General features: G+C 62.4%; 10 protein-coding genes and 2 tRNA genes. 7 read left to right on the forward strand and 5 right to left on the reverse strand.

Features of this window, described 5'->3' with window-relative positions:
* Positions 1 to 114: 114 nt before the first annotated feature.
* Positions 115 to 576 (forward strand): hypothetical protein, encoded by a 462-nt coding sequence (locus tag ACB030_RS09230; RefSeq protein WP_139437891.1) that lies wholly within the window; start codon positions 115 to 117, stop codon positions 574 to 576.
* Between the two features lie 211 nt (positions 577 to 787).
* Here ACB030_RS09230 and torA read toward each other — a convergent pair whose 3' ends face one another.
* Together torA and ACB030_RS09240 are read right to left on the reverse strand one after the other, a co-directional pair.
* On the reverse strand, positions 788 to 3,268 hold the full coding sequence (torA, locus tag ACB030_RS09235) for a trimethylamine-N-oxide reductase TorA (RefSeq protein WP_371159250.1): 2,481 nt from the start codon (positions 3,266 to 3,268) through the stop codon (positions 788 to 790).
* A gap of 22 nt (positions 3,269 to 3,290) precedes the next feature.
* A complete protein-coding gene (locus tag ACB030_RS09240) occupies positions 3,291 to 4,421 on the reverse strand; it encodes a NapC/NirT family cytochrome c (RefSeq protein WP_371159252.1) in 1,131 nt (376 codons plus the stop codon).
* 366 nt (positions 4,422 to 4,787) lie between these two features.
* Here ACB030_RS09240 and ACB030_RS09245 point away from each other — a divergent pair, with 366 nt between their 5' ends.
* Entirely contained in the window at positions 4,788 to 6,761 is a 1,974-nt protein-coding gene (locus ACB030_RS09245) for a DNA topoisomerase III (protein ID WP_371159254.1), read from the forward strand.
* Positions 6,762 to 6,841: 80 nt separating this feature from the next.
* Here the strand turns inward: ACB030_RS09245 and ACB030_RS09250 are convergent, their stop codons facing one another.
* Positions 6,842 to 8,197, reverse strand: a complete 1,356-nt coding sequence (locus ACB030_RS09250) for a TrkH family potassium uptake protein (RefSeq protein WP_371159255.1) — start codon at positions 8,195 to 8,197, stop codon at positions 6,842 to 6,844.
* A complete protein-coding gene (locus ACB030_RS09255) occupies positions 8,194 to 8,847 on the reverse strand; it encodes a TrkA family potassium uptake protein (RefSeq protein WP_042650608.1) in 654 nt (217 codons plus the stop codon). The genes ACB030_RS09250 and ACB030_RS09255 overlap by 4 nt, the downstream gene beginning before the upstream one ends.
* Positions 8,848 to 8,971: 124 nt before the next feature.
* Here ACB030_RS09255 and murB point away from each other — a divergent pair, with 124 nt between their 5' ends.
* Both murB and birA read left to right on the forward strand, forming a co-directional pair.
* The gene (murB, locus tag ACB030_RS09260; protein WP_371159258.1) at positions 8,972 to 10,009 is read left to right on the forward strand and encodes a UDP-N-acetylmuramate dehydrogenase; all 1,038 of its coding nucleotides are present in this window, start codon (positions 8,972 to 8,974) and stop codon (positions 10,007 to 10,009) included.
* Positions 10,006 to 10,971, forward strand: a complete 966-nt coding sequence (birA, locus tag ACB030_RS09265; protein WP_371159259.1) for a bifunctional biotin--[acetyl-CoA-carboxylase] ligase/biotin operon repressor BirA — start codon at positions 10,006 to 10,008, stop codon at positions 10,969 to 10,971. The genes murB and birA overlap by 4 nt, the downstream gene beginning before the upstream one ends.
* Before the next feature lie 77 nt (positions 10,972 to 11,048).
* Here the strand turns inward: birA and coaA are convergent, their stop codons facing one another.
* Positions 11,049 to 11,987: a type I pantothenate kinase gene (coaA, locus tag ACB030_RS09270; RefSeq protein ID WP_205642972.1), complete on the reverse strand. Its 939-nt coding sequence runs from the start codon at positions 11,985 to 11,987 to the stop codon at positions 11,049 to 11,051.
* Between the two features lie 263 nt (positions 11,988 to 12,250).
* Here coaA and ACB030_RS09275 point away from each other — a divergent pair.
* The 3 genes from ACB030_RS09275 to ACB030_RS09285 form a co-directional block, all read left to right on the forward strand.
* Positions 12,251 to 12,335 (forward strand) — tRNA-Tyr (locus ACB030_RS09275).
* Between the two features lie 38 nt (positions 12,336 to 12,373).
* Positions 12,374 to 12,448, forward strand: a tRNA-Gly gene (locus tag ACB030_RS09280).
* Positions 12,449 to 12,619: 171 nt separating this feature from the next.
* The coding region (locus ACB030_RS09285) for a GTP-binding protein (protein ID WP_235698359.1) at positions 12,620 to 12,778 on the forward strand (159 nt) is incomplete at its 3' end.

Raw genomic sequence — 12,778 nt, forward strand, 5'->3', positions numbered from 1 at the left:
TGAGTGAGGCGGCCCTGCATGGGCCGCTCGGGCCTGTGTCGTCCTCCGAGGTAGCATGGGGGGCGCACCAGGCATAAGATAGGGTCCTTATTTCAAGCGGTAGGAAGGGTAGCAATGACTGACGATCCATGGGCGCTGTGCCATCTCGATGATTCGTTCGATGCCTCCGTGCTGGGTACCAAGGGGGCCCAGATCCAGTGGTTTGAGGACAGGGAGTCCCTGATCCAGTTCCTGCTGGAGGACTTTGTCGATCTGCTGGCCGATGTGGGCGAGCTGGATGAGGATCAGACCGAGAGCGCCCGCGAGCGCTTCACCCTGCTGGTGGAGCAGAGTCAGGACGATCGCACCCTGATGGATGCCATCAACGATCTCGCCTCCGGCCTGCGCCGCATCGCCTGGCTGGGGCCGCTCTCGGAGCTTGCCGAGATCAGCGATGACTTCGCGAGCGGCCTGCGCGCCTTCTTCTGGACCCAGTATGATGGGGACGAGGATGACCCCGAAGCCTGGGTGCCGGAAGAGCTCTGGCCCCAGCTCGTCGAGTGTGCGGAAGAGTACATGGTTGAGGGAGACTTCTGATCCACCTTGGCTGCGCTCTGGCGGCAAGGCGGGTGGAGTGTACGGAAGAGTACATGGTTGAAGGAGACTTCTGATCCACCTTGGCTGCGCTCTGGCGGCAAATCGGGTGGAGTGTACGGAAGAGTACATGATTGAGGGAGACTTCTGAGTCACATCGGAAACCACGATAAAAAACGGCGCCTTATGGCGCCGTTTTTGTTTTCACCCGGGATCAGGCGTTGGCCGGTACCTCATGGGCTGTGTTGACGAGTTCTGGCCCGCTGTATTTCTCGATCTGCAACTGGGCCATGTGACCGCAGTTGCCTTGCGCCAGGCTGGAAGAGCCCTCGTCGAAGGTGAGGCAGTTGACGTTGCCGTTCTTGCAGATGGCGCCCACCTCGCCCGGTTTGGCCGGATCGAACCAGGCTCCTTCGCAGATCCGCACCACGCCGGGGCGAATGTCTTTCGAGAGCAGCGCCCCCACCAGGATCTGGCCGCGCTCGTTGAAGGCGCGCACCAGGTCCCCGTCCTGGATGCCGCGCGTCTTGGCGTCGTCCGGGTGGATCAGTATGGCCTCCCGATCGGCGATGGCGAACTTGTCCCGCAGGGGGGTGTTGTCCAGCTGGGAGTGCAGCCGCTGGGTCGGGTGCGAAGTGTTGAGCGACAGCGGATAGCGCGCCGCCACCTCGCTCTTCACCCACTCCTTGGGCTCATACCACCTGGGGTGACCGGCGCAGTCGGCATAGTTCATGCCCGCAATGGTATTGGAGAAGATCTCTATCTTGCCGGACGGGGTGCCGAGCGGGTTGAGCAGCGGGTTCTCGCGAAAATCGGCGTGACGGATCCACTGGCGGTTCGCCTCCGGGATCGGGAAGCGGATGTAGTTGTTGGATTCCCAGAACATGCTGAACGGCGGCAGCGCGACCCGGGCACCCCGGGCCTGGGCGGCCATGCCGTCGTACATCTGCTTGAGCCACAGCATCTCGTCCTTGCCCTCGGTATAGGCCTCCTGCAGGCCCAGCTTGGCGGCGATGGCGCTGAAGATGTCGAAGTCGTTGCGGGCCTCATGCTGGGGCGGCACGCATTGGTGCATGGGGAACACATAGCGCTGGGAGTAGTCGCCCCCCATCTCCAGATCGTTGCGTTCGTAGCTGGTGGTGACCGGCAGCACTATGTCGGCGTGCTTGGCGGTGGCGGTCCAGTAGGGCTCGTGGACTATCACTGTCTGCGGCTTGCGCCACGCCTGCAGCAGGTTGTTGGTGTCCTGGTGGTGGTGGAAGGGGTTGCCCCCCGCCACGTAGACCAGCTTGATGTCCGGATAGGTCACCTTGCGGCCGTTGAAGTCGATGGTCTTGCCGGGATTGGCGAGACAGTCGGCGATGCGCGCCACCGGAATGGGGGCCGGGCTGTTCTTGGGGGCGTTGCCGGCGGAGATGCCCGCCAGAATGCCGCCCTTGGCGGTGGGGCTGCCACCGGAGGAGTAGTGATAGCTGAAGCCGTAGCCGCCCCCCGGCAGGCCGATCTGGCCCAGCATGGCCGCCAGGGTGACCAGCATCCAGTTGGGCTGCTCCCCGTGGTGCTGCCGCTGCATGCCCCAGCCGGCCATGATCATGGTGCGCTTGGCCGCCATGTCCAGAGCCAGCTGGCGAATCACCTTGGCCTCGACACCGCAGACGGTGCTCGCCCACTCGGCGCTCTTCGGCTGGCCGTCGTCCTGGCCGAGCAGGTAGGCGAGGAACTTGTCAAAGCCGACGGCGTAGCGATCGAGGAAGGCCTGATCGTGCTTCTTCTCGCTATAGAGGGTGTGGGCCACCCCCAGCATCATGGCCACGTCTGTGTAGGCGTTGGGGGCTATCCACTCGGCGTTGGCCAGCTTGGCGGTCTCGTTGTAGACGGGGTCGATGCTGATGACCCGGGTGCCTTTCTCTTTCAGCGCCTTGAAGCCTGCCTGACCCTCGTGATCCGGCATGTTCCAGCTGTTCTTCAGGGTGACCTGGGCATTGACCCCCCAGAGCACCACCAGTTCGGCGTGCTCCACCACGTTCGGCCAGGCGGTCTGCTGCTCGTACACCTCGATGGAGCCCATCACGTGGGACATGATCACCTGGGCCGCGCCTGTGGAGTAGTCCCCGGCATAGCCGGTGAAGCCCCCGGCGAGGTTCATCAGGCGGTGCAGCAGGGTGCGGCTGTTGTGGAACATGCCCACACTCTTCCAGCCGTAGGAACCGGCGTGGATCGCCTGGGGGCCTGCGTCGCGCTGGACCCGCTGGATCTCGCCGGCCACCAGTTCGATGGCCTGCTCCCAGCTCACCCGCACCCACTCGTCGGCGCCGCGCAGCTCGGGTTTGGCGCCCGGGCCGTGCTCCAGCCAGCTCTTGCGTACCATGGGGTACTTGATGCGGTTCTTGGCATGGACCTGGAACGGCGCCATATCGATGAGGTCGTTCGGCGCCGGATCATCGGCCACCGGCTGGACCCGCACCATGCGGCCATCGGCGACTATGGCCTCGAAGGCTCCCCAGTGGGCGCCGGTCAGTATGCCCTTCTGGGCGGGGACCAGGGTGGGGAACTGCTCAAGCGCGGTGCTGATGGCCTGGGCCAGGGCGTGCTTCGGGAACAGGGCGCCGAGCAGGGGCAGGGCGGCACAGGCCCCCATGCCCTTGAGCAGGCTGCGGCGGGACAGATTGGTCTGTTGATCATTGAAAAAAGTCATATCGAATTCCTCTGTTCCAGCTTTAGTATGCCGCGCTCATGTCACTGGCGTGTTTCTGCACGTATTGGGTCAGCATGCGAGCCTGCTCCGGGGTGAGGGAGGTGCGGGATTCCATGCCCTTGATGACGCCTATCCACTGGTTGGCATTGAAGTGATCCAGCGCGGTCAGACCGTGGCAGCCGGTACAGTTGTTGGACATCAGGGTGGAGGCGTATTGCCACAGCTTGCCCTGATCGCCGATGAGCTGGGCCTGATCCACCCAGGCGGTCAGCTTGACCTGATGCCAGGTGAGGTTGGTGGTGCTGTCGGTCTCGCTCTGGCCGGTGACCAGCGCCTGCTTGGCGGCATCGCCGACCAGCACGCTCAGGATGCGTTTGCCGGGGGCGGCGTAGAACACCTCGCTCACCCCGTCCTGTTGCCAGCCCTCGATCTGCACCTGAGCGCGGCCGTTGTCGTTGGCCAGGATCTCGACCCGGGTCGACGGCATCAGGGTGCCCTCGTCCGTGGTGGCCTTGGCATCGAGGAACAGGGGCGTGGTGGCGATGGCGTAACGGGTAGTGACGCTGGCGGGGGTCTGGGCAGCGGCGGTAGCCAGTTCACTTGCGCCGGCGGCGGCCAGGCCGCTCATGTCAGGCATGATGTGGGCGACGCCGCGGTGACAGTCGATGCAGGTTTGCCCTTCCTTGATGGCGACCGGGTGCTCGGCGCGGGCGTTGGGGCGCTGGGCCAGAATGTCCATGGCGGCGTAGCTGTGGCAGCTGCGGCAGGTGGCGGAGTCGTTGGCTTTGAGCTGATCCCAGACCGTCTGGGCCATGCGCAGCTTGTGGGCTTCGTATTTCTCAGGAGTATCGAGGGTGCCGATCGCCTCGTGATAGATATCCTTCACGGCGCGGATCTTGGTCCACAGGTAGGAGGCGGGCTCATTGGGAATGTGGCAGTCGGCGCACTCGGCACGGATCCCCTTCACGTTCTGGAAGTGGACGCTGCCCTGATACTCGGCGAGCGGTGTCTGCATCGAGTGGCAGGAGACGCAGAATTCGGTGGAGCTGGTCTTGTGCAGCACTGTGACTGTCACTCCCAGTGCCGCGACGCCCAGCAGGGCTCCGAGCAGCAGGAGCCAGAACCAGGTCTTTCTCAACATTTTTCCAAGCATGGCGGCGTTTTCCTACGATCAAATATTACCAATATGGTAGTAGCTAGAGAGAGATAGGGGATTGACCTCTATCATAATTTTTATTTTGTATTGTCATATTAAATGCATTTATTATTTTGTAATTTGTCATTTAACTGAATTTAATTTAACTCTCTCCCTTTCCTTACCTGGTTCGTGTTCGTTCGAGTCAGGTTTCATCATCTGGCCCTCATGAGCATCCTGAAGGGTAGCTGCATCCTTGCCCCCGGGTCATGGCGCTGACCGATCGCGTGGTCGCGATCACCAAACCCGCTGGTGGCCAGGCTTGGGCTTTGCAAAAGGCTCGGTATATACTGTTCGCATATACAGTATTCAGGTGTGTTAACCATGCGACTCTTTATCGCCGAGAAGCCCAGTCTGGGCCGCGCCATTGCCGATGTGTTGCCCAAGCCCCACAAGAAGGGGGAGGGCTTCATCGAGACGGCGCAGGGGGACGTGGTGACCTGGTGTATCGGCCACCTGCTGGAGCAGGCCGAGCCCGATGCCTACGACGCCGCCTTCAAGCAGTGGCGCATGGAGCAGCTGCCCATCATCCCCGCCCAGTGGCAGCTGGTGGCCAAGCCCAAGACCAAATCCCAGTTGGCCGTGATCAAGCGGCTCATCAAGCAGGCCGACTGCGTGGTCAATGCCGGTGACCCGGACAGGGAAGGGCAACTGCTGGTGGACGAGGTGATCGACTTCCTCGGCTACCCCAAACTCAAGCCGGTGCAGCGCTGCCTCATCAGCGATCTCAACCCCCCTGCGGTGCGCCGCGCCCTCGACAAGCTGCGAGACAACAAGGAGTTCGTGCCGCTGGCGGTCTCGGCGCTGGCGCGCAGTCGCGCGGACTGGCTCTATGGCATCAATATGACCCGCGCCTATACCCTACTCGGGCGCAAGGCCGGCTGCAGCGAGCTGCTCTCGGTCGGCCGGGTGCAGACGCCGCTGCTGGGGCTGGTGGTGCGACGGGATCTCGAGATAGACGCCTTCGTGCCCAAGCCCTTCTACGAGGTACTGGCCCATGTGGTGACGGACAGCAACGAAGAGTTCAGCGCCAAGTGGCTGCCCTCCGAGGCCTGTGCGCCCTGGCAGGACGAGGAGGGGCGGGTGCTCAACCGGGCGCTGGCCGCCAAGGTGGTGGAGCGCATTGAGGGCCAGCCTGCCCGGGTGGAGGAGGTGGAAGAGCAGGCCCGGAAACAGGCGGCGCCACTGCCTTACAACCTCTCCAGCCTGCAGATCGATGCCGCCAAGCGGTTCGGCATGGATGCCAAGCGGGTGCTGGATGTCTGTCAGAGCCTCTACGAGCGCCACAAGCTCATCACCTACCCCAGATCCGACAGCCGTTATCTGCCGAGCGATCACTTCAATCGGGCGCCCCAGGTGAGGGAGGCCATCGCCGCCACCGCGCCAGCGCTGGCCAGGGCTGTGGCTGAGGCAGACGGCAAGATCCGCAGCAAGGCGTGGAATGACGGCAAGGTGGATGCCCATCACGCCATCATCCCCACCGAGAAGCATGGCAACCTGGCTAGCCTCTCCGCCGATGAGGGCAAGCTCTATGGCCTGATCGCCCGTCAGTACCTGCTGCAGTTCTACCCCCCGTTCGAGTACAACGACAGCCGGGTGTTGCTGCGCATCGCCGGTGGCCTGTTCCAGGCCAAGGCGCGGCGCATCCTCAAGGCGGGCTGGAAGGCGCTGCTCGGGGTTGAAGAGGACGATGAGGAGGAGGCCGGCACCCTGCCTGCGCTGCGAGAAGGGGAGCAACTGCAGTGCGAGCGGGGCGAGCTGCTGGAGAAGATGACCCAGGCGCCCAAGGCATTCACCGACGCCACCCTGCTGGCCGCCATGACAGGCATAGCCCGCCATGTGCAGGATCCCGAGATCCGCAAGATCCTGCGTGAAACGGACGGTCTGGGCACCGAGGCGACCCGGGCCGGTATCATAGATCTGCTGTTCAAGCGGCGCTTCCTGGTGCGACTGGGCAAGAGCATCAAGGCGACCCCGACCGGACGGGCCCTGATCCAGGCCTTGCCTGCCACCGCCACCACGCCGGATATGACAGCCTTGTGGGAGCAGAGCCTGGGCCAGATTGCCGAGCGGCACGCTAGTTACCAGCAATTTATGGGGCCGCTGACGGATCAGTTGAATGCCTTGATCGAGGGGGCCAGGCAGGATTCGGGGGCCAGCTTCAGCGCCCTGCCCAAGGAGGCGGCGGGGGCCAGCAAGCGGCGTTTCACCCGTCGCAAGAGCTCGGCAGCCAGTGGTGCCGGTGCACAGCCCCGCAAGGGGGCGGGCAGGCGTCCGGCCAGAAGCAAGGCGGCGTGATCGGCCCGGGGTCATGACGGCGACTTGAGGCGTAAAAGAGAGAGGGGCCCTGGGCCCCTCTCTCTTTATCTGGCGGCCGATCAGCCGGTATAGACGCCCTCTTCCGGGTAGCGGATCCGCGTCTCGCTCGGTCTGGCCAGCATCAGCGCCAGGGTCAGCGGCCCGAGACGGCCGCAGATCATCACCAGCACCAGGATGAGCTTGCCCGGCTCGCTCAGGGAGGCGGTGATGCCGGTCGAGAGGCCGACGGTGGCAAAGGCCGAGACGGTCTCGAACATGATCTTGTCGAAGGGCTGTGACTCCGTGAGCATCAACAGGAACATGGCCAGCATCAACACCATGGTACTGACGATGATGATGGCGAGCGATCGGGTCACTATCTGGGGTGACAGGGTACGGCCGAACGCGGTGACATGGGGTCGCTTGGTCAGAAAAGCCCGGGTGGCCAGCAACACCACGGCGAAGGTGGTGACCTTGATGCCGCCCCCCGTCGAGGTGGTGCCGGCACCGATGAACATCAACATCATCATGAACAGCAGGGAGGCGGGCACCATCAGGCCTATGTCCACAGTGTTGAAGCCGGCCGTGCGCGCCGTGGCCGACTGGAAAAAGGCCGCCAGCAGCTGGCCGCCAGGCCCGGCGTTGCCGAGCGTGGCGGGATTGTTGTGCTCCAGCAGCCAGAACATCAGGGTGCCCAGCAGCAGCAGCCCCGGAGTCATCAGCAGCATCAGCTTGCTGTGCAGCTTGAGCTTGCGCCAGCGACGGTTGCGCACCAGATCGACGATGACGGTAAACCCTATCCCGCCGAGGATGAGCAGGGCCGGTATGGTCAGGCTGATGATGGGGTCATCCCTGTAGTCGATGAGGTTGTTGGCAAAGAGCGAGAAGCCGGCGTTGTTGAAGGCGGAGACCGCATGGAAGAAGCTGACGTAGAGACCATGGCCCCAGCCCATCTCCGGCACCCAGCGAATGGCCATGATGGCGGTGCCGATCAGCTGGGCTATCAGGGCGAACAGCACTATGCGCTTCACCAGCTGGATGATGTTGACCGATCCCTCCTGGCCCAGCGCCTCCTTCGCCAGTATCTGCTGGCGCAGGCCGACCCGCTTGCTGAACATGGTGATCAGCAGCAGTGTCATGGTCATCTGACCGAGACCCCCTATCTCCATCAGCATCAGCAGGATGAGCTGTCCTTGCAGGGTAAAGGCGGTGCCTGTATCCACCACCCCGAGCCCGGTCACGCTGATGGCCGAGGTCGCGGTGAACAGGGCGTTGACGAAGGTGACCTCACCATTGTGGCTCGAGGGTTGTACCAGAAAGATGGTGCCGATCAGCAGGATGACCAGAAAGCTGCCGAGGATCAGCCTGGCTTCGCTCCAGCGGGACTCGTTATCCCGATAGAGGGCGAAGGCGTAGTTGCTGCGCCAGTTGATCATAGGGTGTCGAGCCAGTGATCGATGGCATGCTTGTTGCCGGCCAGGATCAGAATGTCACCGAGCTGCAACTCCATCTTGCCGGTCAGCACGTTGTGCAGCACTTCGCCGCGCTTGATGGCCAGCAACTGGAAGTCGTTCTGTTGCAGCAGATTCAGGTCGGCCAGGGTACGGCCGTTCTGTTGCAGACCGATCACGAATTCGGTCAGCACCATCTCGTGCCCCAGCTCCAGGTAGTCGAACAGGCGGTTGTCCAGCATGCTCTGGGCGACCCGGCGGCCCATGTCCCACTCCGGGTTGATCACCTTGTCGGCGCCCACCTTCTGCAGGATCTTGGCGTGGAACTTGTCGCGGGCCTTGACCCACACCTTCTTCACTCCCGCCTCTTTCAGCACCAGCGTGGTGAGAATGCTGGTCTCCAGGTTGTCGCCGATGGCCACGAAGACGATGTCGAAGTTGGCCAGTCCCAGCTCGGCGACCGTGGCCTCATCGGTGGCATCGGCGACGATGACATGATTGCACAGGGTCGCGATCTGACGGGTCTTGCTCTCGTCGATATCGATGGCCAGCACCTCGGCATTCTGCAACTGCAGCTCTTCACACAGTGCGCTGCCGAACAGACCGAGGCCGATGACGGCGAATTGATTGTTCATTCATGCTTCCTCAACGGTTTGAGGGGTTACTCTACTCCAGCGGTTTGAGTCCGAAAAGTGTCCGGGTTTTTCGTCCCGGGGGATCTGGGGTAAACTGCGCCCTTGTCCTTGTCGGAACACGCAGATGAAACTCACTCCCCATGCCCCCTTGTCGGCCCTCAATACCCTGGGTCTGGAAGCACACTGCCTCTGGCTGGCCGAAGTGGCCGAGCTGGATGATCTTTGCCAGTTGCGGGGCGATCCGGAGCTGAGTGCACTGCCGCGCCTGGTGCTGGGTGGTGGGAGCAACATCCTGTTTTGCAATGATTTTTCCGGTCTGGTCGTGCTCAATCGGATGAAGGGCATAGCGCTGCAGGATGACGGCAGCCACTGGCTGCTGCACGTGGCGGCGGGGGAGGAGTGGCATCAGCTGGTGTGCCATGCCCTGCAACAGGGCTGGCATGGACTGGAGAACCTGGCGCTGATCCCGGGCACGGTCGGTGCGGCCCCGGTGCAGAACATAGGCGCCTACGGGGTCGAACTGGCCCAATTCTGTGCCTATGTGGAGGCATTCAACTGGCAGAGCGGCGAGGTGGAGCGGATCGCGGCGGCCGACTGTCAGTTCGGTTATCGCGACAGCATCTTCAAGCACGATTATCAGGACTCCCACTTCATCACCGCCGTCGGCTTGCGTCTGCCCAAGTCCTGGACGCCAGTGCTGGGTTACGGTCCGTTGGCTGCGCTCGGAGACGCGCCCACCGCGCAGGCCATCTTCGATACCGTCTGCGCCACCCGCATGGCCAAGTTGCCGGATCCTGCCGTGCTCGGCAACGCGGGCAGCTTCTTCAAGAACCCAGTGGTGCCGACCTCGTTGGCGGATGCACTCAAGGGGCAATACCCACAGATGCCCTGCTACCCGGCCGGGGAGGGGCAGTCCAAGCTGGCGGCGGGCTGGCTCATCGATCAGTGCGGGCTCAAGGGCTTTGCCATCGGCCGCGCCGCTGTCCACCAGGAGCAGGCGCTGGTACTGGTCAACCTCGGGGGGGCCAGTGCCATGGAGCTCATCGCCCTGGCGGCCCACGTGCGTGACAGCGTGGAGCACAAGTTCGGTGTGGTGCTGGAGCACGAGGTGCGCTTCATGGGGCTCACCGGCGAGACCTGGCTGGACGAGGTGCTGGCATGACCCTCACCCCCGTCAGGCAGACCCTGATCACCCTGCTCAGCGATGGCCAGTTTCACTCCGGCGAACAGCTGGGGGAGCAGCTCGGCATCAGCCGTGCGGCGGTGAGCAAGCACATGGCCGCCCTCAAGGAGCTGGGGCTGGATCTGTTCAGCCTGACCGGCAAGGGCTACCGCCTGGCGGTCCCCATGGCACTCTATGACGAGGCGCAGTTGCAGGCCCTGGCCCCCATGGCGCCGGTACACTGCTTCTCGGTGATCGACTCCACCAACCAGTATCTGTTTGAACGGGTCAACCAGCTGAGCTCCGGTGAGAGTTGCCTGGCCGAGTGCCAGACCGCCGGTCGGGGACGTCGCGGCAAGCCCTGGGTATCTCCCTTTGGCTGCCAGCTGATCCTGAGCATGTACTGGCGACTCGAGCAGGGCATGGCAGCCGCCATGGGGCTGAGCCTGGCGGTGGGGGTGGCCGTGGTGGAGGCGCTGGAATCCCTCGGTTACCCCGGGGTAGAGCTCAAGTGGCCGAACGACCTCTATTACCAGGGTCGCAAGCTGGCGGGCATCCTGGTGGAGATGAGCGGCAGTGCCGGCGCCAGCTGCCATCTGGTGATCGGCATCGGCCTCAATCTGGCGATGCCGATCCAGCAGGGGGAGAAGATCGATCAGGCCTGGTCAGAGCTGCGCCAGGTTCAGCCCGAACTGGTGGATCGCAACCAGCTGGCGGCCTGCGTACTCCTGCATCTGCAAGCGGCCATGCAGACCTTCGAGCAGAGCGGTCTGGCGAGCTTCGTCGAGAGCTGGAACCGGCTCGACTACTTTGCCGGCCAGCCGGTGAAGCTGCTGATGGGGGAGCAGGTGATCCGCGGCATCGCCCGGGGCATCGACGATCGCGGTGCCCTGCGCCTTGAGACGGACGAGGGGATCAAGCTCTATCTGGGGGGGGAGATCTCCCTGCGCCGGGGCGACTGAGCGAGACCGGCTCATGAGAATCCAATAGAAGAGGGGGCCTGCGGGCCCCCTCTTCGTTATCCGGCGACCCGCTATGGTCACTTGCGCAGCTTGATCTGCTCGATGGCGTGCTCTTGTCCCTTGGTCAGGATCAGGTTGGCCCGCTCCCGGGTCGGCAAGATGTTCTCTTGCAGATTCAGATAGTTGATGTCTTGCCATATGTTGCTGGCAATCTCGGTCGCCTCGCTTTCCGCCAGCTTTGCATAGTTGTGGAAGTAGGAGTCCGGATCCGAGAAGGCACCGCTGCGGAACTTGAGGAAGCGGTCTATGTACCAGGCGCGCAGCAGCTCGGCGTCGGCGTCCACATAGATGGAGAAGTCGACAAAATCCGACACGAAGACTCTGTGGGGTTCCTGGGGGTAATCCATGCCGCTCTGCAGCACGTTGAGCCCCTCCAGGATCAGGATGTCCGGCTGCTCCACCACCTTCTTCTCATCGGGCAGGATGTCGTAGATGAGGTGAGAATAGACGGGAGCCTCGACCTTCTCGTGACCCGCACGTATGTTGGCGACAAACTCCACCAGATGACGGATGTCGTAGGATTCCGGAAAACCCTTGCGGCGCATCAGCCCACGCGCTTCCAGCTCCTTGTTGGGATAAAGGAAGCCATCCGTGGTGACCAGTTCCACCCGCGGATGCTCGGGCCAGCGCTCCAGCAATGCTTGCAGGATGCGGGCCGTGGTGCTCTTTCCCCCCGCCACGCTGCCGGCGATGCTGATGATGTAGGTGCCCTTGGCGCGGGACTGGCCGAGAAACTGCTCCAGTACCCGGCTGCGGCGTTGCTTGGCCTTGACGTAGAGGTTGAGCAGGCGGGAAAGGGGCAGATAGATCTCTTCCACCTCACGCAACGACACCTTTTCGTTGATGCCGCGCAGGGTGTGCAGGTCCGTCTCTGTCAGGGTCAGGGGGACCGCATCGCGCAATAACGCCCATTGTTCGCGGGTGAATTGCAAATAGGGGTTATGCTCTGTCGTCATGGTGTCATCACTGTTTCTTGGGCAGGGCGACCATACACCAAGGGATCGGGAGCGACAAGGGACGCGTCCGGTTGGGACTGAGGAGGAGCGTTTTTTTGCATAGATCCCGGCAATAATGCACATTTTGCAGGGCGCAATGGTTGCATCCCCAAAATCCTTACCATAAAATGCGCGACGCTTGGATGTCTGTCGTCTATTTGCCCAGCAAAAGCGACAAAAACAACGGGTGCAAGCAGAATTACCGTTGTGGCATTCGTGCAATCGGAGGGGTTCCCGAGCGGCCAAAGGGATCAGACTGTAAATCTGACGGCTCTGCCTTCGAAGGTTCGAATCCTTCTCCCTCCACCATATTTCTCTGCGGTTTGAGTTCTTTGGGTTAGAGAAATGCGGGCATCGTATAATGGCTATTACCTCAGCCTTCCAAGCTGATGATGCGGGTTCGATTCCCGCTGCCCGCTCCAAGATGCTGATATGGCTCAGGTAATTCTGAAAGCCACACCCTAGGGTGAGTTCGGCAATCGAACCTGCCTGTCAGCACCATCCTCTCTGTCCCCCTGATTCAAATCCATCATATAAACTGTTCTGTGGTTAGCTTGCCACCGCGTACTCAGCGTTAGTTTAGAGGGACGATCATGTCTAAAGAAAAATTTGAGCGTAATAAACCGCACGTTAACGTGGGTACCATCGGCCACGTTGACCACGGTAAAACCACCCTGACCGCCGCCATCACCAACGTGCTGGCCAAGCACTTCGGTGGTAAAGCTTTCGCCTTCGACCAGATCGACAAGGCA

Origin of the sequence: Aeromonas sp. S16(2024) (assembly GCF_041403065.1) — a bacterium.
GTDB lineage: Bacteria > Pseudomonadota > Gammaproteobacteria > Enterobacterales > Aeromonadaceae > Aeromonas.